Source organism: Dehalobacter sp. MCB1 (assembly GCF_003590275.1).
Classification (GTDB): domain Bacteria; phylum Bacillota; class Desulfitobacteriia; order Desulfitobacteriales; family Syntrophobotulaceae; genus Dehalobacter.
This window is the reverse complement of sequence record NZ_LXPC01000018.1, coordinates 50,840-76,276: the sequence shown is the minus strand read 5'-3', so window position 1 is coordinate 76,276 and position 25,437 is coordinate 50,840. Positions and strand designations below refer to the sequence as shown.

Annotated in this window: 25 protein-coding genes; 10 read left to right on the top strand and 15 right to left on the bottom strand. The window is 49.9% G+C overall.

Annotation, left to right across the window (positions count from 1 at the left end):
- The first annotated feature begins 112 nt into the window (after positions 1-112).
- The 5 genes from A7K50_RS13465 (at position 113) to A7K50_RS13445 (ending at position 3,524) form a co-directional block, all read left to right on the top strand.
- The gene (locus A7K50_RS13465) at positions 113-883 is read left to right on the top strand and encodes a putative ABC transporter permease (protein WP_119776858.1); all 771 of its coding nucleotides are present in this window, start codon (positions 113-115) and stop codon (positions 881-883) included.
- Positions 884-920: 37 nt separating this feature from the next.
- Entirely contained in the window at positions 921-1,172 is a 252-nt protein-coding gene (locus tag A7K50_RS13460; protein ID WP_119776856.1) for a helix-turn-helix domain-containing protein, read from the top strand.
- 5 nt (positions 1,173-1,177) lie between these two features.
- Entirely contained in the window at positions 1,178-2,044 is an 867-nt protein-coding gene (locus A7K50_RS13455; protein WP_119776855.1) for a DegV family protein, read from the top strand.
- The gene (locus tag A7K50_RS13450) at positions 2,031-2,729 is read left to right on the top strand and encodes a GTP pyrophosphokinase family protein (protein ID WP_158582068.1); all 699 of its coding nucleotides are present in this window, start codon (positions 2,031-2,033) and stop codon (positions 2,727-2,729) included. The genes A7K50_RS13455 and A7K50_RS13450 overlap by 14 nt, the downstream gene beginning before the upstream one ends.
- Before the next feature lie 84 nt (positions 2,730-2,813).
- Positions 2,814-3,524, top strand: a complete 711-nt coding sequence (locus A7K50_RS13445) for a response regulator transcription factor (protein ID WP_119776852.1) — start codon at positions 2,814-2,816, stop codon at positions 3,522-3,524.
- A 141-nt stretch (positions 3,525-3,665) separates the two neighbouring features.
- On the opposite strand, the gene A7K50_RS13440 is transcribed toward A7K50_RS13445, so the two are convergent.
- The 3 genes from A7K50_RS13440 to A7K50_RS13430 all read right to left on the bottom strand — a co-directional run bounded on the left by A7K50_RS13440 (position 3,666) and on the right by A7K50_RS13430 (position 6,229).
- On the bottom strand, positions 3,666-3,926 hold the full coding sequence (locus A7K50_RS13440; RefSeq protein ID WP_119776850.1) for a helix-turn-helix domain-containing protein: 261 nt from the start codon (positions 3,924-3,926) through the stop codon (positions 3,666-3,668).
- 12 nt (positions 3,927-3,938) lie between these two features.
- On the bottom strand, positions 3,939-5,750 hold the full coding sequence (locus tag A7K50_RS13435) for a VirD4-like conjugal transfer protein, CD1115 family (protein WP_243103760.1): 1,812 nt from the start codon (positions 5,748-5,750) through the stop codon (positions 3,939-3,941).
- Positions 5,751-5,893: 143 nt separating this feature from the next.
- Positions 5,894-6,229, bottom strand: coding sequence for a helix-turn-helix transcriptional regulator (locus A7K50_RS13430; RefSeq protein ID WP_119776848.1), 336 nt, complete (start codon positions 6,227-6,229; stop codon positions 5,894-5,896).
- Positions 6,230-6,451: 222 nt separating this feature from the next.
- Here A7K50_RS13430 and A7K50_RS13425 point away from each other — a divergent pair, with 222 nt between their 5' ends.
- Positions 6,452-6,841, top strand: a complete 390-nt coding sequence (locus tag A7K50_RS13425) for a response regulator (protein WP_199698307.1) — start codon at positions 6,452-6,454, stop codon at positions 6,839-6,841.
- Positions 6,842-6,894: 53 nt separating this feature from the next.
- Positions 6,895-7,872 (top strand): GGDEF domain-containing protein, encoded by a 978-nt coding sequence (locus A7K50_RS13420; RefSeq protein ID WP_119776847.1) that lies wholly within the window; start codon positions 6,895-6,897, stop codon positions 7,870-7,872.
- A gap of 43 nt (positions 7,873-7,915) precedes the next feature.
- Here A7K50_RS13420 and A7K50_RS13415 read toward each other — a convergent pair whose 3' ends face one another.
- A complete protein-coding gene (locus A7K50_RS13415) occupies positions 7,916-9,331 on the bottom strand; it encodes a DUF3991 domain-containing protein (RefSeq protein WP_243103767.1) in 1,416 nt (471 codons plus the stop codon).
- Between A7K50_RS13415 and A7K50_RS14410 the strand changes: the two genes are divergently transcribed.
- On the top strand, positions 9,221-9,571 hold the full coding sequence (locus tag A7K50_RS14410) for a hypothetical protein (RefSeq protein ID WP_243103768.1): 351 nt from the start codon (positions 9,221-9,223) through the stop codon (positions 9,569-9,571). The genes A7K50_RS13415 and A7K50_RS14410 overlap by 111 nt on opposite strands.
- Before the next feature lie 57 nt (positions 9,572-9,628).
- Here A7K50_RS14410 and A7K50_RS13405 read toward each other — a convergent pair whose 3' ends face one another.
- The 11 genes from A7K50_RS13405 to A7K50_RS13355 form a co-directional block, all read right to left on the bottom strand.
- Complete coding sequence (locus A7K50_RS13405) at positions 9,629-10,750, bottom strand: endospore germination permease (protein ID WP_119776844.1); 1,122 nt, start codon at positions 10,748-10,750, stop codon at positions 9,629-9,631.
- Positions 10,747-11,925, bottom strand: a complete 1,179-nt coding sequence (locus A7K50_RS13400; protein ID WP_158582067.1) for a Ger(x)C family spore germination protein — start codon at positions 11,923-11,925, stop codon at positions 10,747-10,749. The genes A7K50_RS13405 and A7K50_RS13400 overlap by 4 nt, the downstream gene beginning before the upstream one ends.
- On the bottom strand, positions 11,918-13,564 hold the full coding sequence (locus A7K50_RS13395) for a spore germination protein (RefSeq protein WP_243103759.1): 1,647 nt from the start codon (positions 13,562-13,564) through the stop codon (positions 11,918-11,920). Before A7K50_RS13395 ends, A7K50_RS13400 begins: the two co-directional genes overlap by 8 nt.
- A gap of 117 nt (positions 13,565-13,681) precedes the next feature.
- Complete coding sequence (gene mobP3, locus A7K50_RS13390) at positions 13,682-16,585, bottom strand: MobP3 family relaxase (protein WP_119776839.1); 2,904 nt, start codon at positions 16,583-16,585, stop codon at positions 13,682-13,684.
- A gap of 3 nt (positions 16,586-16,588) precedes the next feature.
- Entirely contained in the window at positions 16,589-17,002 is a 414-nt protein-coding gene (locus tag A7K50_RS13385) for a hypothetical protein (protein ID WP_119776837.1), read from the bottom strand.
- Between the two features lie 337 nt (positions 17,003-17,339).
- Complete coding sequence (locus A7K50_RS13380; RefSeq protein WP_119776836.1) at positions 17,340-18,002, bottom strand: hypothetical protein; 663 nt, start codon at positions 18,000-18,002, stop codon at positions 17,340-17,342.
- A gap of 18 nt (positions 18,003-18,020) precedes the next feature.
- Complete coding sequence (locus A7K50_RS13375) at positions 18,021-18,557, bottom strand: hypothetical protein (RefSeq protein WP_119776834.1); 537 nt, start codon at positions 18,555-18,557, stop codon at positions 18,021-18,023.
- 192 nt (positions 18,558-18,749) lie between these two features.
- A complete protein-coding gene (locus A7K50_RS13370) occupies positions 18,750-18,995 on the bottom strand; it encodes a plasmid segregation centromere-binding protein ParR (RefSeq protein WP_243103758.1) in 246 nt (81 codons plus the stop codon).
- A gap of 34 nt (positions 18,996-19,029) precedes the next feature.
- Positions 19,030-19,911, bottom strand: a complete 882-nt coding sequence (locus A7K50_RS13365; RefSeq protein ID WP_119776831.1) for a ParM/StbA family protein — start codon at positions 19,909-19,911, stop codon at positions 19,030-19,032.
- Between the two features lie 52 nt (positions 19,912-19,963).
- The gene (locus tag A7K50_RS13360; RefSeq protein WP_119776829.1) at positions 19,964-21,154 is read right to left on the bottom strand and encodes a hypothetical protein; all 1,191 of its coding nucleotides are present in this window, start codon (positions 21,152-21,154) and stop codon (positions 19,964-19,966) included.
- The gene (locus tag A7K50_RS13355; RefSeq protein ID WP_119776827.1) at positions 21,154-22,980 is read right to left on the bottom strand and encodes an ATP-binding protein; all 1,827 of its coding nucleotides are present in this window, start codon (positions 22,978-22,980) and stop codon (positions 21,154-21,156) included. Before A7K50_RS13355 ends, A7K50_RS13360 begins: the two co-directional genes overlap by 1 nt.
- Before the next feature lie 183 nt (positions 22,981-23,163).
- Between A7K50_RS13355 and A7K50_RS13350 the strand changes: the two genes are divergently transcribed.
- Both A7K50_RS13350 and A7K50_RS13345 read left to right on the top strand, forming a co-directional pair.
- The gene (locus tag A7K50_RS13350; protein WP_119776826.1) at positions 23,164-24,069 is read left to right on the top strand and encodes a LysR family transcriptional regulator; all 906 of its coding nucleotides are present in this window, start codon (positions 23,164-23,166) and stop codon (positions 24,067-24,069) included.
- A 96-nt stretch (positions 24,070-24,165) separates the two neighbouring features.
- Positions 24,166-25,434: an O-acetylhomoserine aminocarboxypropyltransferase/cysteine synthase family protein gene (locus A7K50_RS13345; protein WP_119776824.1), complete on the top strand. Its 1,269-nt coding sequence runs from the start codon at positions 24,166-24,168 to the stop codon at positions 25,432-25,434.
- The last annotated feature ends 3 nt before the right edge of the window (positions 25,435-25,437 follow it).

Genomic DNA, 25,437 nt, shown 5'->3' with positions numbered 1-25,437 from the left:
CTGCATGGTAGACAAATGCTGCTGTGTTGTAGAAACATTCCATTTGTTTTTTTATGGAGACAAGTTCAAAAGTAAATAGACCCAATGAAATAAATTATTGAGGTGGCGTTGTTTGATTTTTTTATCACAGTATTTTTTGTGGCTGATTACCTATAGCTTTTTGGGATGGGCTTATGAATCCGCCATTTGTTCCATAGATGAACGCAGACTTGTGAATCGAGGATTTTTGAATGGCCCGATCTGTCCGGTATATGGTTTTGGGGCTTTGGCTTCCATATTTGTTTTGGATCAGAGAACGGACAATGTCATTATTCTGTTTTTTGCCGGCATGATTTTAACCTGTACGGTCGAATATATTACAGCCGTGTTGCTTGAAACGCTGTTTCATGCGAAATGGTGGGATTATTCCAACCATCGCGTCAACTTTCAGGGCCGGGTCAGCCTGCTGGGGGCGGTGGTTTTCGGCATCCTGTCGGTGCTGCTGATAAAGTATATTCATCCCTTTGTCGGCGGTCTTACAAATCAGTTGCCCGATTGGACGCTGGTTTCTGCCGCCGTTATCATTTTTCTTGTCGTCATGCTTGATTTATATATCACGGTGCGGCACTTGCTTCATCTCAACGGCAGGCTGGCGGAAATCCAGTCTGCCCTTGATCGTTTCATAGATCAATACACAAAACGCGCGGGAGACTTGAAAAACGCTCTGTTTGACAAGTTTGAAGAGAGCGAGTTTTATAACGAGCGAATCAAAAAGCTGATCAATGTAGGCAGATTCCAGGACACCAGGCTTGTCCGCGCCTTTCCGAAATTGAAGTCTTTAAGGTATAACGATGCGTGGCAAAAACTGAGAAGCATAGTGTTGACTACGGATAAAAAGGATTGATCCTGCCTGGTGGATTATTTAAAGGAGAGCGGTTGCCATGCCCATTGCTGTAAAGCTCGAAAGCCTATTATCGCAAAAAAATATTCCCTTTTCTGTGTTTGCGGAAAAGGCCGGCGTTACAAAATATAATCTTTCAACCCTGAAATCAAATAGGGCCAAACTGATTCGTTTTTCTTCTTTGGATAGAATTTGTAAAACTTTGAATTGTCAGCCCGGAGACATATTGGAATATATACCTGATGAAGAGAAAGTTGAGGTAAGCGAAAAAAACCGATCAAAAGAGGTGTAACGAACATGATTAAAATAACCGCGGACAGCACCTGTGACCTCTCTCCCGAGATTTTAATCGATAGGGGCATTACGTTGATGCCACTTTGCATTCTTGTGGATGACAAAGCATTTCGGGACGGCGTGGACATCACGCCTGCGGACATATTCAGATATGTGGACGAGGAAGGAAAAACATGCAAGACCGCAGCCGTGAATGTTTATGAATATGAGCATTTCTTTGCAGAGTTTTCACCGAAAAACGAGGCGGTCATTCATATCTGCATCGGCTCGGATTTTTCCTCCTGTTATCAGAGTGCGGTTCAGGCGGCACAGAGTTTTAAGAATGTTCATGTGGTTGACTCGCGCAACCTCTCCAGCGGAAGCGGGCATATCGTTTATGACGCCGCATCAATGGCAAAGGATGGTCTGGAGCCGGAGGAGATTTGCAGCAGGCTGGAGGCAACGATTCCTAAAGTGGACGCAAGCTTTGTGATTGACCGTCTGGATTATTTGCATAAGGGTGGGCGCTGTTCAGGGCTTGAAGCCATCGGAGCAAGATTGCTTCAGATAAAGCCATGCATTGAAGTCGTTGACGGAAAAATGAAAGTCGGGAAAAAATACAGGGGAAATTTTGAACGCTGTCTTGAACACTATGTAAAAGACAGGCTGTATATCAAACAAGACATCGACTATAGCAGGGTGTTTATCACACATCCCATGTGTTCCGCGCAGACCGTTGCAAAAATAAGAGAGGTTATTTGTCAATATGCCCAATTTGACGAGGTCATTGAAACCCGAACGGGATGCACGGTTGCGAACCATTGCGGACCCAATACGCTCGGCATTCTATTTAAACGCAGGAGCAGAAAGGAAAGCCATGCCGCATATTGATGTTTCAAAAACCAGATATCTGTTTGATGGAATTACAGGGGATTTGATCCCCAATGAGATTGCACAGGCCATTCGTTCTTTCCTGGCCGTGGAAAACACATATTTGTCGGTCGCCCGTGAAATTGCCACCCGGCTTGAAAACTTGAATGATGCGCTTAAAGTCACTATGGATCGGAATCCGATCCAGCAGATTAAAACAAGGGTCAAAACACCCAAAAGTATTATGGATAAGCTGCTCAGGAAAGACCACGAAATCAGCGTTGAATCGGCAAAGGAGCATCTGGACGACATCGCCGGCATTCGTGTTGTCTGCTCCTATATTGATGATATCTACCTGATCGCCAACCTGCTGACCGCTCAGAGCGATATTGAGCTTATCCGCCGCTCCGATTATATTCAAAACCCCAAGCCAAATGGCTACCGCAGTCTGCACCTCGTTGTGACCGTTCCTATATTTTTATCGAATACGACCGAGCGTGTAAAGGCCGAGATCCAAATCCGAACCATCGCTATGGATTATTGGGCGACGCTGGAGCATGAAATGGTTTATAAGATGGGTGACAAAAAGACAGACGCAATCGTAAAAGAATTAAAAGACAATGCGGATGTGATTGCACAAACGGATGTGCGGATGCAAAAGCTGCACGATATGGTTTCTTCTCCGCCAAAGTTGATTCCATTATGAAAAGATGTGTAGATGATTGAATAGAGATTTTGTTAAACTCGTCGAGTGATAGCAAAATACAGTTGTTGGAAAGGAGGTCTTCCCATGAGGAAAAGTATTTTAATCATTGATGATGACCTAAAAATTTGTCGCCTTATTAAAAACAATCTTGAAAATGAATTAACTGATGTTCATTATGAACTCTCCTACCAGAATGGATTGGACAACTTTATGAAACATCAATACTGTCTTGTCATCATGGATTTTCTACTTTTAGAAACAGCTGATTTAACCATGTTAAAAATAATGCGACATTCAAAACCGGTTCCCATATTGATCCTTTCCGCGAACGCCAGTACTGCAGATAAAGTAAGAGCATTAAAAAGCGGAGCCGATGATGTTCTCTCTAAGCCATTTGAAGTAGAGGAGTGCGTTGCACGTGCAGAAGCTCTCATTAGGCGATACATAGAGCTTCGTAATGATGCTGATAATATATATACCTTAGTGTTTGGGTTAGAGCTCCTTATTGATCCCCAATACCGCATTGTTGTACTCAAGGGGCAGCGGCTGGAACTGACAAAAAAAGAATTTGACATACTATATTTGTTTGCGCGACATCCCCTCCAAGTGCTGACAAGGGTACAGATATATGACCAAATATGGGATTCCGAATCGGTTTTTAACCCTGATGATACTGTCCGTTTTCATATTCAAGGCCTTCGTAAAAAGTTGGGCGCAATAGATGAAGCGTCATATTTTGAAACTGTCTGGGGGGTTGGATATCGCTTCAATCCCCGTGTTGGAAGGATAAACTAATTTCTTGTTCTTTCTCTGATGATATAGCTCTTTGTTAGGGTGGGGCCTTCAAGTAGGGTCATCATGAACCGCAGGTCGGGTCAGCAAAAAGTTGCACTATCCCCTTGGCGGAAGGGTATATTTTTTCGCTCGTCCGCGCTATCACATTTTTTTAACCAGATAAAGATTGGAGCTGTTGCTTCCGTTCTCACGGTAGCGCGGCTCCTTTTTCAAGAAGCCGCGCTGTGTTAAATCACGAATCGCACGTTTGACCGTGCTGCGGGACAAGCCGAGGTCGGCGGCAATCGTATTGATCCCCGGCCAGCACTCGCCGGTACGGTTCGACCTGTCCTTGAGATACATATATATGGCTTTTGCCCTGTGAGGAAGTTCCTCGGTATAGATAGTATCAAAATAACTCATATAATCAGCCTCCTATGTCCGAATTTGGCGACGCTGGGAGGCACCACCATCAGCCTCCGGCGCCGGGGTATGGGATATACCGCCTTTAACCGCATCCTCGGGCGGCTCCGCTTCTTCTTCGCATACGCAGGCGATGTGGCGGCGGATGATGCTCTGTTCCAGCTCTGTTTTGTCAGCGTAGGCCACCTTGCGTTGTGCTTTTTCAGGGACAGAGTACGGCTCCCCGAAGGTGATACCCCAATCGAGGAAAAGCCGTAGACGGGTCTGCATGGGATGTGTACCGGTCTTCATGACCACAAACCAGCCTTTTGGCATGCTCTTGAGTTCGTCCGGTGTAAGCAGCGGCCGCTCCATCATCTGGAGGGATTGGCTCGGATCGTTTTTGCCCCGGCTGATGCTGCCGCTCATGACTGTGCGGCTGCCGAGGGCTTTGGATAACACCTCTGCGGTCTGGCTTTGAGGCGCGAAACCTCCGAAGATGGTATCCTGGCAGTTATCAATGATGATCTCCGAGCCTTCTTTACCATAGTTCTTTTGAAGCTGACTAAAGCTCTGGATGATCGGTACCATCATGAGGCGGCGAGAGCGGGAGGCGCTGAAAATAAGCTCCAGCGACTCAATGGGCGGGATCGTGCCCAGCTCGTCGCAGTAAAACACCACACGGTTTTTGAGCTTGCCGCCCTGCTCGTCGGCCACCGAGAGGATTTCTCTGTAAAACTGCTGGATCATGAGGCTGACCATGAAATACTTGGTCAGATCTTCTTCGGGCAGCACAATGAAGACGGCGGTCTTTTCGTTGCAGAACCGCTCCGCGTCGACCGCCGAGTCAAAGCAGAGTATCTGCTCCATCTCGCTGTCGATGAAAGCATTGAGGCGGGAGAGCACGGTGGACATGACCGACGCCATCGCCTGCTCCGCGGAGTTGAGCGCGGCGCCGGCGAACCAGCGCGCCTTGTGATCGGGCGGGAGCTTATCCATCAGAAGCTGGAACTGATTCTTGCCTTTGATCCGGCTCGGGGCCAGGAGATCCTGCACCATCTTGAACACGCTGATGATGTGGCGGCGCTCTCGCGGATCGTCCTCGGTGGGCGGCAGATATTCGGCAAGGAGCAGGATCACGGAGGTCAGCAACCCCTCGGCAGCGTCATAAAAAAAGGCGTTCTGACCGAACGCCGCACTGTTGCCGGAGGAATTGATGATCGTCTTACTGATTATTTTGGCGTATTTCTCTGCCTTTGCCTTTGCCGCAAGGTTATTTTCATCCTTGCGGTAGATATCCATATAACGGTTGACAAGATGTAGCATATTATTGCCGTCGCTCCTTGTGGGGTTGCGGAGATCAATCACTGCGATATTGTATCCGTAGTAGTCACGGGCGATGCCGCCATAGTTGCGATAAAGATCCCCCTTGGTATCGGTGCAGAGAAAGCTCATTTTCGTCGCGCAGGCATATTCGAGGTTCGGATATAAGAAGAACGCCGTCTTGCCAACACCGGACGCGCCGATCATGAGCGTATGGACGTCGTCGGTGTCCACCAACGCCGTGACCTCGTTCTTTCGGCCGGTGCTGCCGAGGATGATGCCCTGGGCTTCCGGACGATTCTTGCCCTTGCGCCACGCCTCCGGCTCGAACGGGATATGCTTATAGGTCTTTTTGATTTCCCCCTTTGAAGCAAATCGGGCGGTACCGTGCTGGCCATCGCCGACCGTTTTTGATTTGATTCCGTTAAGGGTATAGTAATGTGCCAAAAGGGAGAGCCCGCCGAGTACGACGAACATGATTACACCTGCAGAAATAAGGGTAATTATTTGTGATCCCTGCATATGATTGCCTCCTTCTTTTTTCAAATTGACATTAAAAAAGTGAGAACCGGCAGGTTCCCACTTTTTTATATTGATGTGATATTAAATTATAAACTGCCGATTGCAGCCATTTGAGATCGATCTATTTGCCTAACAATAATGCTTCAGACTAAATTTTCAGGGTTTTCCGTCATAGCGTTGACTGTGGTATAAACTACATGCAGTTGATGCAAAGAGCAGATATTCAGTTTTCGTATGATTTTTTGTAGCAATTCCTGGCCGTCCAGCCTTTCCGGGAAGAATACCGTATCCACTGACATATTCAATGTTATGGCGATCTTAAAAAGAAGGTCAACGGACGGCTTTCTGCTCCCGGCTTCGACCTGCTTGATGTGAACAGAAGCCACGTTTATCATCTCCGCCAGTTTCTCCTGCGTTAGTTTGTTGTCTATACGGGCAGCCTTGATTGCCGCCCCAAGTTCTTTTCCGTCTAATATCATATTCTTTCAGCCTCCCTTATAGTTATCTTAAAGAATACAGAATGACTTGAAAATCAGCGCAAAGAATACTATAATGGATGCACAGAGAATACTTTGCTGATAAACAGGGCAAGAGCCGTATTTTCTGTGATTCAAAAGACGACATGCACCTTTTTGAGAATAAAGTTATGTGTGCTTCTTGCATAGATAAAATCAAAGCTGTTAACCTGGAGGACGAATCTATTGATTAACATTGCCATATGCGACGACATGCCTATATTGCGCGAGGTCCTGGCTGAAATGATACATACTTACGAAGCGGAAAAGAACATAAAATTTAATCTGTGCGAATTTGGCAGTGGCGAAGAGCTTCTTGAAACATTCGACCGGGACAAGAAATACTTTGATGTTTTCTTTTTGGATAACCGCATGAAAAAACTGACCGGAGTTGATATCGCCCTGCATGTCAGGCAATACGATCGGGATTGCCATATTGTGTTTGTTACAGCGTCTGATACGCAATATGCATTTATGTCAGCTGCTCCCTTGAAAATATTGCGTAAGCCGGCGCAAAAGGAGGATGTCTATAAAATATTGGACTTCGTTTCAGCATGCGCAAGCGAAAATGGATGAAAGCAGATTTCTGTTAAGAAAGGATATCGGGTGATCGAGTGGCAGGAAAACCGATGAGCAGCGAATTCGTTTTCAAAGAAAATGAATCTCTTTTTCAGGATGTTTTTTTTTATTCGTTTGCAGGGCAGATTTTAGTGGATGAACACCTGAATATTGTATTTGCAAACAACCGAATGTTTGAGTATTTCAGATCAAAGCCATATGACATTATAGGACTGCCGTTCGGCCGCGCCTTTTTTTGCAGGGAACTCCGGAATAATAGTTCCGGCTGCGGCAAAGGCAAAAACTGCTTTAACTGCGGTATCTTAAATGCGATGGAGGAAATCCGGCGAAACAATATCCCGATTGAAAACTATGTGAGCCAATACTGTTTTCATTGGAATAATCATTATCGAAAAAAATGGTTCCAGTTAAACGGAAATCCAATTACATATTGCAACAGACGATTCTTTGCGCTCTCTTTCGCGGATGTCACCGAATTAAAGCAGCGGGAAATACAGTTGAGGAAAAGGCTCTTGCTTGACTTGCCTACAAAAACGATGAATAAATTCAGTTTGATGGAAGCTGTGCAGAATCTGCTGGAATCAAACGGGGGGTGCTACCGATTCACCATCGCCTTGATTGATTTTGATAGTTTTAAGGAAATAAACAGCCGATACGGCCACATAACCGGGGATGAAATATTGAAAGTTTTTGCGGATATTTCGAGAAGATATATCCGCAAAAGCGATCTTTTAGGCCGTTTCGGTGGTGAAGAATTCGTCTTTGTTTTTAATGAAACGGATGAGCGGCAGGCAACACAAATACTGAAACGAATTCATGAGGCGCTTGAGAGCTATTATTCCGAGGCCCTGGACATGCCGATCACGTTCAGCTCGGGCATCCTTTATGTTGACAATGTGAGTTATGCTTTGTCCTCATGCTCCAAGCTCATCGACGATGTCGATCGTCTGATGTATCAGGCAAAGAATGACGGAAGAGGCAGAGCCGTGAGCAGCATGGGAAAAACGCTGTTTGCTAAAGGTTCATGAATGCACCTGCCTCAAGGCAGGTGCATTCATATCTTTAACCTTCTTATTGCATCTCCATCCCGGCGATTTGACCTGCCTCATGTTTCCCCTGCATGACCATACCGGTCTGCTTCTGTTCCTGCTTTTGCGTGTCCGCTTCGAGGCGCACCAACACTTTGGCGCAGTCGAGGGCAACATCCAGATACGCCTCCGCGAGAGCTTCTTTCTGTTCACGGCTGCGGATGCCCTCCGCAGACCCCCGCGCCAGAACGCTCTGGAGCTTCATGGCAAGCTCGTCCGTGCGGTTTATGAGCTTGCTCCGATTTTGATACGGTTTGAAGCGGCTTTGCAGGACGGCGCACATATGATCAGTTGAGGTGATGTCCCCCATCTGCCGATACTCCCGTACTACAAAGGATAAAGAAAGCACCGCCATCTGCTCCATGCAGTCGGCGGCTTTTTCAAAGCGTCCCCAATGAAGATGGCTTCTGTATTGAGTCAGCAGCCCGGAGAACTGCCGTTCCGGATGCTCCGGTTTCGCTTCGCCCGACAGCACGGTGAGCCTTTTACAAATATCGGCACAGGCCGTGAGCTGCGGATGTTCCTCCGCGGGCTGGGGAGAAAGGCCATGCTTTGCTTTGAGATCCTCGTTCCAGTCCTTGTTTTGCGGCCGGAGGACGGAGGCGTTCACATAGCCCTTGTTCCGCAGAATATCGGAGAGCCTTCCCGTGGCTTCGATGCCCGCTTCGTCATGGTCAAGGCATAGCGCGATGCTCCGCAGCTTCGGATGCAGCTCCAGCATCTTCAGCATGGCGTGTTCCGGCGTACCGCATAAGGCAACATAACTGCTTTCACGCCAGTCAGCGGGATAGAGCGAGATAAAAGACAGCAGGTCTATCGGCGCCTCAAACACATAGAGCCGGTCGCTGGCACCCACATAGTGGAAGCTGTATGCTGGATCGCAGCCTTCCACATTGCCGCGATAGCTTTTGCCCTCGGTATAGAGCCCTCGTTTGTGGGCATGACGGGCAACGCCGTGTTCGTCAAATCCGACGAACACGGCGTTGTGGTATTCTTTCTTACCATCCTTCGAGAGCTCGCAGCTTTCATAAATTAACTTGTCGTGCGCGAAGGCTGAAAGCACCTCGCGGTCGATAAGCCGCTTCTGCAGCAGATAAGCATATACTTTCCGCATATCCGAATGAGCCGGAGGCAGCACAAATGGCTTTTGCACTGCCTCCGGCTTTTCTCTTGCCGGTGCGTACACTTCGCCGCGCTCTCCGCCAAGAAGCCGCGTGACGGCTTCAGGAAACGAGAGGTCATAAAAACGCTGGACGAAATCGATGGCGAGGCCGCCCTCGCCGGTGGCGTGATCGTACCATTGGTTATCCCGCACGGTGATGCTGTGATCCGAATCAAGGCGTTTATCCCTGCCGGACGGTATGAGCTTCTCGCCTTGCCGCCGAAGGAACTCGGCCAGATCGACAGAGTTGGCGCGGAGTTTCTGATCGTCGGTGAAATGAATGTACTGTGTGATTCTGAACACCTCCACTCTTATATCGTCTTAGTAGCTTATCCCCAAAGCCTTCAATGCATCACCCAGCAGAATCAGTACGCTTGGTACCTCTACCTTGTTTATCTGGAGAATCGCCAGCGTCAGTGCTGTTATAAATACTATGCTAAATGCAGCGATACCACTTTTAGCGTGCTGCCGTATTAAGGGTATCAGATCTATTAATGCAATCAGGGTAAAGCCTGTCAATATCAATACCATGCACTAAACCTCCTGCTCCTTGGCCATTTCTTTAGATGTCTTGGGCAGCTTTCGCAGTTTGGCAATACAAAAGGTTAAAAGTGGAATCAGAATCTCAAACGGAGTCCAAAGAAAGGGGGTTATTTCTTGAGCGGACGCGGCATGTTCTACCAGAGAGGGGTACAGTGTGAGTCCGTAGGCAATTATCAGTGCGCCTGCCGCCAATGCGAGCTGCGGATATGCCTTCGCTTTGAAAAGCTGCGCAGTTGCGAGCACCGATACATAATACAGAAAGGTAACCTTGAAAAACAGCAGCATAACGAGAATGACAGCAAATATAATTTCCATACGGCTCAATGCCATTCCCAGATTGACCAGACGCAGCATTACCAGGGTTGGGAGCGTGAACATGTCCAGCAAGTTCCCTAACACCCCGATATTCAGCAGCAATACGACCAGAATTGTAATTCCGCCGAGTCCAAACCCCAAGAACAGATACTTCGTGGTATCGCGGCGCGATAGTTTTACGTAGGGATGGATCATCAAAAACGTTACCAGTTCTCCGATCGGTATTGTGGCGATAATATGAATGCCTTGAACATATTTCCCGACCGGCTGGTCGAACATTGGCAGGAAATTCTCAAGCTTAATTTGGTTAAACATGAGTGTGGCACCGATGCCAAATAAAATAAACGTAATAACCGCAAACAGAGTGCTATATTTTGTAACCAGTTTAATGCCATTACGAACCGCAAAGGCGGAGACCAGTACGCATATGAGAATCAACACCACGTTTGGAGTCTCCGGCAAGATAGTCAGCTTTGTGAAATTTCCGAGATCCGTCAGGTTGAGCGAAGCCAGCGTGAAAAAAAACCATATATAGGCTATCCCGATGATTTTACCTATAACCGGACCGTACACCTCAGACAGAATCTGCAGTAGATTCTGTTCCGGGAACATAACCATCAGAGTCCGGTACAACCATATAAGAGGCAGGCAGAGCGCAGCGCCGAACAATAGCACAAGCCACGAATCCTGAAGCGTAACGGCTGAAATAAAGGTGGTCAACAGCGCTGAGGCTTGAATGAAGCAAGCCACCGAAAACATGAATTGAGTGCCCGAAATCAATCCTTTATCAATCCTCACGACTTGCTTCCCTCCATTTCCAGAGATTTTACGATTTGACCCGTTGCTGGTATATGCACCTTAACCTGAACGTCCAGTTCGATATCCGGAAAGAGTTCGTTCCAACGGTTTTTTAATTCTTTCCATTCTTTTGGATATTCACGGTGTACCGACGTTCCGATCCCATAGATATCCGCGTTCAATGTCTGTGTGGTCTCAAATGTGTCAGTGATTTTCCGCCGGATTTCACTTTGCGCCAGGTCAACGAGATAGGGCATTAGATCCTTGGACGTCATTCCATTGAAACCGCGCAGTTCATCGATATTGAGCGTAGCGTCCACAGTCAGCGTGACCCGGACGCCACCGTCCGGCAGAAGAGTTACGTCTCTCTTTGTATCCAGATTGATGATTTGAAACACCGCTCTGCCCAAGTCGCAGTCTGCCACGACCCCGCACTGCTTAACGTCTCCCATTGCCCATATATAGCCCATTACTTCGTCGTTGTTTAAGCGCCCGATCATTTTCCCGTCTCTGAACACTGCAAAGCCGTCAATCTTTATTTTCTGTTTATTGTCCTCATCCACTACTGCGACAATAGGCGCTACGGGTGAGGTCGTTCCGTCCCGCAGCCGGGATGCAAAATCCAGCATACGAATTCTATAATACGGCGATACAGCGTATAGGTCCTGCATTTCGCGCGCCAGGAATATACCGGAGATTTTTTCCTGATCCAGCTTTGCGGAAAGCACATCCTCGGCACGACCATCGGCAATCATCATAAGAACCTCCATACGCGCCTCCTGATCGCGCAGGAACAGGTCAATGTGGTCCTTGATGCCCTGTTCGGCCAGCGCCGATCCCAGCAACAGCACCTGATTGTGCTGCAGGAGCAAGGTGCGGCTGCTGTCCCGGTTAAATTCCATCAGCCCTTCCATCATTGTATAAGCGGTGGTTTTTAACTGAATGGTGGAATCTTGCTGAGAATTCGATTTATCTGAATTTGAGACATTTGACTTGGGCTTGCCGATTTGCAAGGAAATATCCAACTGCTCGGGATCGTTTGCTTTGTCCAGTGCGATGCCTGTGACGATAAAAAGTTTATCCAGTTCATGGTTATCCCAACAGCCTGATAAAAGTAGAATAAGCACCGAGAGCAGCATAACAGCGGCAACCAGCTTTAACCGTTGTTTATTCATGCCCCTCTCCACCTCCCGAATCGTCCTCATCCTGATGTGCGTAAGGCCTAAGGGGCGGAATAAAGAAACGGCGACGTGTTACGTCGCCGCGCGCGATATCCCTTGGCCGTCTGACCATGGACCAAAGCGGCATCCGCACCACCGAGTCCTGTAGATTGCTCGTCCAGGCGAAGCCATCAAAATAAGGTACGCCGAATGATGTCAGTGATCCGAGATGGAGCAGTACAGCCAGAAACCCCATTGACACACCGTAAAAGCCCACAAATGCGGCCAACACCATCATGATTACCCGCAGCAAGGATGCCGAATCGTTCTGATTGGGTACCAGAAAGCTGGCTACCGCCGTGATTGCCACGAGGATCACCATAGGTGCGCCGACCAGGCCGGCCGATACGGCCGCATCTCCCATAATCAAAGCCCCTACAATGCTGATTGCCTGTCCGACCGGGCGCGGCAGCCGGATTCCAGCCTCACGCAGAATTTCAAAGGCAAATAACATAATAAATACTTCTAAAAAAACCGGAAAGGGGGTTCCTTCACGTGCATTAGCGATGGTAAAAAGCAGTGTCGTGGGGATCAGCTCCTGATGAAAGGCAGTCAGTGCGATGTATATGGCTGGCGCGAATACCGTGATAAAATAGCCAAAGAAACGTGTTATCCGCATCATGCTGGCGTACAGCGGACGCGTATAATAATCCTCGGTTGTCTGGAAGCTTTCAATAAACAACATCGGGACCGTCAGAACAAACGGTGTGCCGTCTACTACGACGGCAATACGGCCTTCAAGTAATCGGCCTGCCACCACGTCGGGCTTTTCACTGTACCCAACAGTGGCAAACGGAGAAAAGGGTGCGTCTTCAATGTATTCCTCGATGTAGCCTGATTCCAGGATTGAGTCTACATCCAGATGGTCTATACGATGTTTTACTGTTTCCACCACTTTGGGGTCTGCCACACCGCTTAGGTACATCAGGCATATATCGGTCCGGGTTTTCCGCCCAACGGTCATATTGGCTACACAAAGTTGCCCACTCTTAATCTTGCGCCGGATCAGTGCCGTGTTTGTGCGTAGATTTTCGGTAAATCCCTCGCGCGGGCCGCGTACCACTGTCTCGGATTGGGGCTCGGTAACGCTACGCTTGTCCCAGCCCTTTGTACTGATGACAAGTCCGACTGCACAGCCATCCAGAAGAACCGCCGTATCTCCTGCAAGGCATCCCGAGGCGAGTTCCGACAACAACGAAGCTTCCTTGACGTCGCCGGCACACAATACCACCTGAGCAAGTACATCAGCCAGCTCCTGTGCGTCCGGGAGCGTTTTGCCGTTAGGCCGCCAGTTCATTATTGGACGTAGGATTGCATTGGTCAAAGTGGGGTTATCCACCAGACCGTCAATAAATGCTAATGTGCCTGTGAATTTTCCGTCTGGCCCGAATCGGAATGGATGTACTTTTAAATCGCTGCTGCCGCTGAGTATTTCTTTCAGGCAGTCCAGGTTATTAGAGAGCTGTTTTTGTATTTTGGGTTCTTGTTTCGGCGTGCTATTATGATTTTCAGCGGAATCATCGCGTACAGAATGCCTGCGGTTATTTAAAAAACGCAATTTGCGAATGATAAATCCCAGAAACAATAAGGCCAAATCCTTTCTTGGATTATTTTTCTATTATTATTGCCAATTGTTCCTCGAATATACCTCATTTTAAGAATCTGTCGCAGGTGCAAGGAATGTACTACACTTTTCTGAACACCTCCAGTCTTACATTGTCATTGTCATGCCCGGTGTCTGCTCCTGCTCATGATCGTCCGCCTTATGCCCCTGGGCGATCTTCTTGGTTTTGAGTTTTCGCAGGAGCTTGCGGTCGAGCTGTATCCCTGCGCCGCGTTTCCCGGCCGGCGTGTTGTCGGCAAAGATCCGGCTCATGTGGTGAAGCATACGGGTGGCGGCGAGAAACACAGAAGGGTTGCGAAACCGGTCAAGATTGTCAAGGAAAAACTGCGCATACTGATTCCCCTGTGCCGCCGAGAGTGTCAGCCAGCGCACGGCGGACTCCATGTTCCTCGACACATCCCTGCCCATGAGATACAGCTTGCCAAGGGTATATTGCGCGTACTGGTTTCCTTGTTCCGCGGCGTCATGCAGATACCGCAGCGCCGCTTCCACATCTTTTGGCGCGTCTTCGCCGGCGAGATAAATCTTGCCGAGCCGGTACTGTGCGAATTGGTTGCCCCGAGAGGCAGACCGCTTCAGGTATTCCACTCCCGTGGCTGTGTCCTTCGGGATATCCTCGCCTTTGAGGTAGAGGACGCCGAGGGCGTATTCGGCAAACTGATTCTTCTTGTCCGCGGCAAAGTTCAGCCAATGAAGAGCCTCGCTCACATCCTTGAGAACACCCTCGCCGCCCAGGTAGAGCTTGCCGAGCCGGTATGCCGCATACTCATTGCCTTGTTCCGCGGATAACCGGAAGAACCGCGCGGCCTCTGCGATGTTTTGGGGGACATGCCGCCCCTCCTGGCAGAGCTTGCCGAGAAAATATGCGGCGTAGGGATTTTCGGCTTCCACCGCCTGCTTGAGAAAGGCAAGGGCCTTTTCCACTTCATCCGGGGTGGGGTTTGGTTCGGTGAGGATGAGCTTGGCAAGCTGGTAACAGGCAAAGGGGTTTCCGACGCCGGCCGATTTCTCCAGCATTTCTTTCGCCAGCGTGACATTCTTCTCCGTGCCTACGCCGTTTAGGAGCATCCAGCCGAGCCGGTACTGGATCTTATCATCGTGGCTCTGTTCCTCTAAGGAAACAAAACCGTGAAAGGCATCTCGGAAATGTCTTTCCGACTCCGCGCTGTTTTTGACGCAGCCGATACCGTCCCGCAGCATCTTGCCCAGCTCAAAGCTGGCATACGGAAAGTCTTGTGCTGCCGCGCGCGCATAGAGCCTGAACGCATAACCCTGATCCTGCTCCACTCCCTTGCCATGATAGTACAGGCCGCCAAGAGAGTATTCGGCGTATTTGTATCCCTCGTCGGCCGACAGGGTGAGCCAGTCTGCCGCATGCAAATAATCCTGCTCCGTGCCAAGCCCCGCGGCGTACATCTTACCGATGCGATATTCGGTATATTTCCACGGCCTTTTTTCCTGCGCCGCGTGGAACCCGGCAAGGGCTTCCGCATACCATCGCTGGGCTTCCTCCGCGTCGGCCTCGCGGCCGAGGCCGTCCGCGCTCATACGGCCGAGGTCGTACATGGCGAGGGGGTTGTCGTTTTCCGCCTCCGACAGAAACAGTGCGCGGGCTTCAGAAAAATCCCGCGGGATTCCGGCATCCTCATCCCCAAACAGATATTTTTTCGCCAGCTTGTAGTCCTCTGTCCACCAGGAAGCGGAAGAACCACGGCCTCGAGAGGAGCCTTGCCTCCGAGTCTGTTCTCTGGAGTCGTACTCCGGCTCGGAGGTTTCATCTTCCGGCAGAGGGTTATCGGGCGGCGTATCGTCCTCGGACTCCGGCTCCGGCAATACCGTGTCCACGGATGCCGGTTCCTCAAAGGTCATGGTTCTGTCGCTGATGAGCAGAGCTTCCTTGATAACCATGTTGCGGATCGATTTGAATTCCTTTTGCTTTGAGAGCGGAAGCATCTCAGGCAGTTCGTCACGGTAGGTGTTAAGCACTTCGTTTCGCATCTCATACCACAGCCGGTAGGCTTCTGCGACGCGGCTGTCCTTTGCCAGCTCGTCCACGATCTCATCCACCACGGATTTAAGCGGGGCTTTAAGATAGCCGTACTGCTTTTTTCCTGAGTGATATTGCAGACGGTCGGCGAGGTACGCCGTGAGCTGCTCGATCTTCTCGTTGTACAGGATACCGTTTTGCATCTGGCGGACGAGGCGCTCCATGACTTCGCGCGCTTCCATGCCGAGCGCGTCACGACGTTTGGTCTGCTCGGCGTAGACGGTGTTTAGATCCTGCCTGAATATCTGTCGCGCCAGACCAGACTTCATCTGAGCGATGCCCTGCCGGGTGAGAAATCCCTCCCGCGGGTCGATGGAATAACAGATCATGTGGATGTGCGGATGGTGCGACTCGTTATGAAAAGCAGCGTACCATCGGAAGTGGTCTGGAGAAATTTTCAGGCTGTCTGCGATCTCGGCCGACTTTGCCATGAGCAGATCCCGCCAGTTTTCGGCATTATCAAAACCGATCCGCGCGCCATCCTCGCGTCGCAGGGAGATGATCGGTGTCCACACATTGCCGGCGTGCTGCGCTACCTCGTCAGCGATATTTGAGAGGACAAGCGGATCGTCGCCGGCCCAGAACAGTCCATGTGTGCCGAGCTTCTGAACGCGGGGACGGTTTGCGATATAGTCCACATAGTTTTCCCGCTTGGCAAGCTGTTCAAAGTTGAGTTCCAGCGCAATGCCGATGAAGTCCGAAGCGTTTTCTACGGTTGGCGCGGCGAGATAATCCTCGTACTCGAAGAGGGACTTGGTATCCGGAAAATCACGGACGATCTGTTCCAGCAAATCCCTTTGTTTGGGGGTGGCGGGAAGCAGGCGGCGGCTGTCAGGTATCCGCTCCACACCCTCGCGGGTTGCGATGTACTTGACGAGATAGGAAAGATGCGCCGCCGCCTTGCCTCCCTTGAGGTAGGGACACTTCAGTATGAGTCGTGGCATGGTTTACTCCGCGATGCCTTTCTGGAAGTCTACCGCGTCATCGAAAGAGATCTTGCCATTGGTGCGCTTCACCTCTGCGACGCACCGTCCGCGGAGTGCGCGCAGATCCGCTTCGCTGATCTCCAGTCCCGACGCCAGCACGTTCATCATCATCGCTTCCTCAACCGCCAGCTTGAACAGCAGGGAGGCGAAGCGGTTCGACTCGTCGCGCAGGACGCCCCGCAGCACGGAAACGAGCGCCTTGGAAAGAAAGGCCGTGGTGTCCTCGCTGTTCAGATGCCCGATATAATAGCGGAGTGCTTTCTCTGTAAATTCGCTTCGGCTCTGGCAGTTATCCAGCTCGGTCAGCGCGTCGATCCGATGCACCAGCTCCGGCTTCAGCCAAATGGTGTATTTCCTCTTGATATCCTCGAACATTTTTATATCCTCCTGTCGTAATTTGGTCATAGACCGCGCTTAAAAGAGCGTGAAAGTCCTTTACACGTCTGCTTTTTTCAAAAATACCAGCGTTGGTCAGGTTGGAAAAGCCGGAAACCGACTGCGGTTCTGAAACCCCGAAAAAGCCCCGCACTGCGGGGCTTTGTGGCTCGGAGCGGAGGCTTCACGCCTCCGCTCCTTTATCCTGCACTCTTTTCGACAGGGGGGTTCACCTCTCCGCAACGGCGTGTCAAAGCTGTGGGCCGGCTGTTTATCTTACCCTTACCGATAAAACCGCTCACAGGGCGGTACAGGCGGCGACGGATGCGAAGATTCGCTATTCCATGGTCTGCATCGGTGAGCTTTGCTCATGCGTCAGCTCCTTGCCGTCGATATGGTCAAGGAAGATTTCCCACCGATCTTTCATTGATCGGTAGTCGCTGCGGTATGCGTGATAAGCCGCGATGCTGACGTCTTTCATCGCAAAAGTCTTCCAGCCGTCTAAGCGATGGACGCCGGAAAATTCCTGCTTATCAAAGTCGATATCAAACGCGCCGACGATATTTTTACTGTTATCAAGCAATTCACCAATGCGTTCATCAAATCGCTGAGCATCAATGGGGATCGCATCGTCGAAGATAGCGGCGAAGCTTTCAGGCTGCTTTTCAAACTCGGCTCGAAGATACCTTCGCATCTGCCATGCGGTCTGCATGATTTCCATACCATAGTCGGACTCGAAGTGACACTCGGAGCCGTTCTCCGTAATATGGTACACCGAAAAATGGCGCATCTCCTGGGTCAGCCGTTCGGCCGCAAGGCGATCGGCCTCGATCTTATTATTGATTTCCGTGCGTTCCTGCTCGGGTACGGTCTGCCGGTAAAATTCCAAGAGCCGCGCCTGCATGACCGTTTCGGTATCCGTTCCGTGTTCCGAAAGGATGCGCTCCAGCGCTTCGAGTTGATACTGGTTTAGCCATAGCTCTATAGATCTGTCGCCCATATAAATCCTCCTTGTTTTTTAAAGCTGCAGGTCCATGCCGAAAGCCTGTTTGTCGCCCTGCAAAGATTCAAAAGGGCCGATCTCACAGATACGGTCCATTTCAGCAATGAACACTTTTTCGTTGAGGTAGGTCTGAGTGCTGCTTTTCTTTCGAAGAGCGCCGGCATATGCGGCGACGACGCCGTCCAGCGGACCGTGCATGGTTACCGGCCCATCATCTTCCCACTCCGTAAAACTAAAATGATTATTGTCATAGTCAAGAATGATCTGGCGGTCGTCGGTATTCCACTCTGGAAATTGCCGAAGCAGTTCCGAATACTTCTCCGGCTCTAGCGGCTGAAACAACCGCAAATGCGGGCTGGGACAAATCGGAAGCATGCTTTTTGAGTACAACACCAGACGTTCCGCGTTGCCGGTGCGAATGGACGGCACTCTGTCTTTTGCGGTGTGAACTTGTCTGAGCAGGGAGAGAAGTTGCAGCAGACTTCCAACATTCTCCGTCTGATAGTACGAGGCCTTTTCATTTGAAGTAATGGCATATATACTGCGCGGCATTTTGATTCCCCCTTTTGTATGCGCGTTTTGTTATCTTCCTGTTCTTTGATTTCCTCACCTTCTAATTTCGCGGCGCGAATATCAGAGAAAAGAAACAGATTCAGATTCCCATCATACCAACTCCAAGTTGAACCATCAGGGTATACTTTCCTTCTCTTGGTGTAGCGGAGGCGGTGAAGTATACCCACTTGGTTACAAATCCTCCAGCGCATTGATCAGGCTGTTCGGGAGATCGCTCAGTTGAACCTCCTGTTCCGGCTGCGGCGGCTGGGGCAGACGAAGCGTTCTCAGCTCGTCCCTGATCACCCGGCGCACCGTTTGCTCCACAGACTCTGCCTGATTTGCCATCAAAATGCTGGAAACCACAAAATCGGTGCGCTGCCGAATACCCTGTCTGGAGACCAATGCCTCGGCTTCTCGGTGCCGCGGATCGTCCATGTTAAACGAAAGATAGTATCGTTTTCTCATAAGATCACCCCAGCAGGAGCTTGTATCCGTCAGCGTTGGCGAAACGGTTCAGCACCTCTACCGTGTTGAGGTCGCCTTCGTACAGCTGGAGTTCCAGCAGTTCGGCACCGCCGCCCGAGAATACCGTGGGGAGCCGAAGGTCCAGGCCGCGTTCCCGCAAGGCGTTAAACAGCTCTTTGCAGTAAACCTCGACGGCCTGCTCCACCGTCGTCTGGATCAGCACGCTATCGGTATGCTGTATGTGTCCCCGAATGGCGTCGGTGACGAGCTCGTCCGACAGGAGAATATCTCTTTTTCTGAGTGCGTCCTGAATACGGCTGTAGAGGGTGATGGTTCCCATGCGAAGGCTGGCGCAGCTTGACCGCTCCAGCCGGAAATTATGGACGGTGAGAATATCCACGGTGTACCCGCCGATATCCACCAGAGTGATGCTCTGGTATTCTTTCAGCCGGGGGTAATACCGGCACAGCGCCGCGTGCCCCTGGGCGAACACTTTGCAGTCCACGATCCGGCAGCGATAGGGAATCCCCTCAAACTGAAACGAAATGTTATCCCGCAGGAAATATCTGCGGAACGCATCCTTTTGCACTCCATAGCTGTCAACGGGCAGCCCCACGCCGAGGATGATCTCCGCATTGGCGGTACCGGCTTTTTTTATTGCCTCTGCGATAGCCGGCAGTGTCAACAGGAAGGTATCCTGCTCTTTGGTCTTGTCCTGTTGGAAACGCAGACGGCGTTCCCCAATGGCGTAATAATTGCCCTCGTAGTAGAGCTGCAACTCCGGCGTGATGAATTCCTGATCGCTGACCGTATAACCGGAGGCGTAGAGCATTCCCTCCGAGGATTTGGTGTTGTAGTTTCCGTTGTCCACACCGAGTTTGATCATGGCATCGGCCTCCTTGTTCTTTTTCTGTAGATCCTCATTATGGTTGTTCCTCCTAATCTGTGAGATAGCTGATATACGGTATCTCCAGCCATGCCGTCCAGTTGCGGTCTGCAAGCTGGGTTTTAACCACGCCGTACTTGGTACCCATCGCCTCGATCACCTCGCCGTTCCCGATATAGACGCCGATATGACCGCTGTGCCATACGGCAAGTCCGGGGGTATCCGGCATGGTAGAGATATCGCCTTTTACAGTGGCGTTTTCGTACATGGAATCCGCACCGATGTCGGGCATCCCGTTTGTTCCGTAGTCAATGGTGAGGGTTTCGGGATCTAACCAACCGTAACCCTTGATGAGTCCGACGCAGTCGGTCGTTCTGCCGTCCAGCCAATTTTCCCGGATGAAGTCCTCGTAGTTTCCCACGCCGTCAGGGTATTGCTCCAGCTTAGACGCAAAGAGCGAATCCGTGAGGACGGAGCCGTAGGTGCCCCAAACATATCCCCATCCGGATTCCCACGCATGAATTGCATATGTCACCAGATCCTGATTATTTTTTTCTGTCAGATTGACAAACGCGGAAACGTCCAGCTCAATGCCCCGGTCGCCGCCGCGTTCATAGCTGCCGGAGAACGTATCGCCGCCGCTGCTCGTCCGCCCATAGATTGCATCGGCGTTCTTCCTGTCAGCATCGGTGATCTCCACGCCCATGGCTGCCGAGATGTTGGCGTAAACCGTATCCAGCGAGGCGATAGGTATGGCTATCGTATAGGTATCCTCATGCTCCACTCCGTCCTCATCCGTCCAGGTGTTCGTGCGGGTTTCATAAGTGACGAAGCAATCTACAAACCTTGAGATACCGACTTGAGAGGGGTTTTCGGCGCCGAAAAACAGAGCATAAAAAACAGCCTTGACCCGCTGAGAGTCAAGGCCGTTGCCGTTTTCGGTTTGTGCGCTGATGGCTGCGATGTCACTGTCGATGATTGCGAAGCTTTCTTGCATATCCTCAATGTGCTGCCGGTATCCTTCCGGAACGGTTCCGGCGATCATACCGCCGTAGTAGCAGAGATCCACGGCGGCGTTATTGTGGTTGGCGCCGCCCGACATGAATCCGCAGATGAAGACGATGATTAAAATAACGGGCGACAGGATGGCGGCGATGATCCAGCCTACCGCCTTTCGCGTTTTCTCATTGGAAAGGATAGCGGCGGCCGCCTTTGCGACGGTCGCCGCGGTTATTACCGCCATTACCGCCCACCGGCCTTTCCGAACAGCCTCTCCTTGTATTCGGGCGCGTGAACGACAAGGTTGTACCGCTCGTTGCCGCACTTATACAGGCAGACACCGCGTTGGGGGAAGCGGATCAGGTTGTATTCCGATTCCTCAAGCTGTAGGCTATCCATATAAAACTGCTTGTCGATGTTGCCGGCGTTGAAAAGGAATGCGTGCGTTGGGATGGAAAACAGGGGTTTTGTCAGCTCTCTGATACCCTCGATATTGAAATCCTCAAGATTCTGACTGGCCAGAATTACCGCCGATTCCTTTTTTCGCACACGCTTCATGGCGTTCCTGATATATTCGATGGCCGTGAGGTTGGTCAAAAAGAGGTAAAGCTCATCAATGCTGGCAGCGGTGTTGCCCTCTGTGAGCAGCTTATCCGACATGAAGGATAACACGTTGAAAAGCAGAGCGTTCTTCACGTTGCGGCTGGCCTGAAGGAGTCCCTTGACGCCAAAGACCACGAAGCGGCTTGAGGTCACGTTGGTATGCCCGTTGAAGAATTTTGATTCGGCGCCGACGCACATGGAGTGCAGCCCCAGCAGGATGTCCTGCAAGAGCTCTTGTGTGTAGAGCTGGTGTTTTTCTCTGTCATAGTTTTTATACTCGTCCTCGATCAGCGCGTACAGGTCGGAGAGGATGGGATACTGTTCCGCGGACAGCTTACCGAAATCCGTGTGGTCGCCGATGTTCCATTTTTCATAAAGTTTGCCCAGCATGATTTCGATCACGTCGATGTGGCGGTCGGAAAAATCCTTGTAACAGCGGAAAAAGTCTTTTAAGAAGGAGATGTGCTGGCTGAGCTTGGTGCGCTGCCGGAAGGTCAGCGGCGCGTCTCCGTCGCCGGAGTCGCCGCCCTCGTCCCATGTTTTCGGCTCGAGCGGGTTGATCTGGTACTCACCATTCATCAGGTCCACGAAGCAGCCAAAATTTTCGGCCAGATCGACATATTCATGCTCGGGATCAAGGCAGATCACGTTCTTGCCGGATTCGAGGATGTTGCAGAGGATCAACTTCAGGAGATAGCTCTTGCCCTGACCGCTGTTGCCCAGGATGAGGATGTTGGCGTTGGTTTTGTCATCGTCGCGTTGATCAAAATCGACGATGATGTTGCTCCCGAATTTATCCCGCCCAAGATAGAAACCGTGAGCGTCCGTTTTTCCACTGTAGTTGAAGGGGTAAAGGTTGGCGACGGAGCTGGCGGGCAGAACGCGCTCAAACTGGCTGCCGAACACATTGCGCCCTGCCGGGCCGACCGCCAGAAAGCCCTCCTGTTGGCGGAGTAGAAGGCGGTCCACGTTGAGCTTCGAGCGCACCAGCTCGGTCAACACGTCGGTCTGGAGGAGCTTCAGGCTGTCCGGGTCGTGGGCGGTTAATTCAATGTAGACAGCGCAGTGCAAGAGCGGCTCACGGTTCCGGTGCATGGAGGACACCAGCGTTACCACGTCCTGTAGGTTGCTTTCCGCTGTGACGGTCTGTTGGAGGTCGGAGGTACTGCTCCTGCTCATGCGGTTTTTGTTGGCGGCGTTATGAATGATCTTTCTTTCCTCGGTTGCCGTCACCTGCCGGGTGTAGATGCGCAGGGTGATGCCGTCCTTTTCTCCGAGATGCCGCAGAATCGCCTGCTCGTCGGTGGAGGTCGGATATTCACGAAGTGCCCAAACACACCGAAATGTGTTGCCGCAGATAAAGTGGTCGGTGTTGAATTTAATTATAGAGGGCGAGATCATGTCCAAAAATTTTTGAATATGGACATCCGTTTGCACGGCGGTTTGGGTCTTTGCTTTACTTGCCATATGGTTTCTTCCTTTCTGATTTTACATTTTGACATAAAAAGCCGCCACATTTGTGACGGCGCTGGACACATTTTGGGCCAAGCATGGTATAATAAGCGCATACAAAATTTGCATTGTTTATATTTTACGAAATCAACGTATACTTACGCTATTATATCTGTCTTAAGAAAAAGAAAGGGTTCTATGACATTACAACAGCTAAAATATATTGTTACGATAGCGGAATGCGGCTCCATAAACGAGGCGGCAAAGCAGCTATTTATTTCTCAACCGAGTCTCTCAAACGCCATTAAAGAGGTAGAATTGGAAGCGAAGAGAACTCTGTTCCTGCGTACTCCGAGAGGAATGCAACTAACGGAGGAGGGAATGGAATTTCTTGGCTATGCGCGTCAGGTCTTGCAGCAGATGGATATGCTGGAGGGCAAGTATCTGAATGAACAGAACGGGAGGCAACGCTTTTCCGTTTCCACGCAGCACTATACATTTGCCGCAAACGCGTTAGTAGAAATGGTAAAGCAGTTTGGCGGAGAGGTTTATGACTTTACGCTTTACGAGGGCACAACCCATGATATCATTGAAAACGTGAAGAATCTCCGCAGTGACCTTGGTATTATCTATCTGAGTTATGCAAACGAAACCGTCATTCGAAAACTGCTGTCCGACAACGACTTGAAATTCAAACATCTTTTTACCGCAAAGCCACATGTTTTTCTGTTCAAGAACCACCCGCTGGCGAGTAAGGACATCGTTACGCTTGACGAGCTTGAGAATTACCCTTACATCACCTACAATCAGGGCATATACAATTCGTTTTATTATTCTGAGGAAATCCTGTCCACAAGAACGGTGGCAAAGCAGATACGCGTGAGCGACCGCGCCGCCGTCGTGAATTTTATTATTGGCCTGAATGCTTATACGATTTCGTCTGGAGTGTTTCCAGCCTACTTGCACGGCAATGATATCATTGCTGTACAGCTGGATGTGGACGAAAAGATAGAGATAGGTACAATTATGCACAAGGATATAATTCTAAATGAGTTAGGGCACATCTACCTTGCTGCGTTAGAAAAATACGCAGAGGATATATAGTTTCATCCTATATCGATACATACAAAACTCGTAATTTAGTATAGCGCCTTTGGGTGCTATACTATTTTTATCTTAAAAAACATGGAGGAACGCCGAATGAAAGACGAAACGAAATGCCTGCACGCAGGTTATTATCCCCAGAATGCGGAGCCGCGTGTAGTACCTATAGTACAAAGCACGACGTATGTGTACGATTCAACCGCTGATGTGGCTGCGGTATTTGATGACCCGATGAAAAGCTTAATCTATTCAAGATTCGGTAATCCTACCGTTATGGCTGTTGAGAATAAAATTGCGGAGCTTGAGGGTGGAATCGGTGCAATGTGTACCACTTCCGGTCAGGCTGCAACATTGTTATCCATACTGAATATTTGCAACTCCGGCGACAGCTTTATCAGTATGCCACATATTTACGGAGGAAGCATTAATCTCTTTTCCTTTACCTTGAAAAAACTTGGAATTGAATGCATCTATGTCGAGGGAAACGCGACAGAGGAAGAAATTAACAATGCATTTAAGCCGAATACAAAAGCTGTTTTCGGTGAAACCATTGCCAATCCCTCATTGACTGTGTTTGATATTGAGCGTTTTGCAAAAATTGCGCATAGCCATAAGGTGCCGCTGATTGTCGACAATACCTTTGCAACGCCGATTCTGTGCAAGCCCTTTATATTTGGAGCAGATATCATCATTCATTCCACTACAAAATACATGGACGGCCATGCAGTTCAGGTCGGCGGAGCTATTGTTGATAGTGGAAATTTTGATTGGACTAATGGTAATTTCCCGGATTTGACCGAGCCGGACGAGTCCTATCACGGAATATCATATACCGAAACTTATGGCAAAAAAGCATATATCGTTAAGGCGCGGATGCAGCTCATGCGTGATTTCGGCATGTACCCTGCCGCACATTCCGCGTTTTTGCTCAATCTCGGTCTTGAAACCTTAGCTGTAAGAATGAAACAATATTGCGAAAACGCGCTGATTGTTGCACGCCATCTCAAAAGTTCCGAGCAAGTAGAAGAAGTAACATATCCGGGGCTTGAGGGAGATGTTAATTATGCACTGGCACAGAAATATCTCAAAGGCGCAAGCGGTGTAATTTCGTTTGTTATTAAAGGCGGAAGAAATGCAGCTACTCGATTTATGGATTCGCTTGAGCTTGCATCCAATGAAGTCCATGTTGCCGACATCCGAACCTGTGTACTTCATCCTGCAAGTGAGACGCACCGTCAGCTAACCGACGAACAGCTTATTGCGGCAGGAATTGAAGCCGGGATGATACGCTTATCCGTTGGGCTTGAAAATGTTGATGATATTATCAGTGATTTAGAAAATGCATTTCGAAAGATTCAAAAATAGACG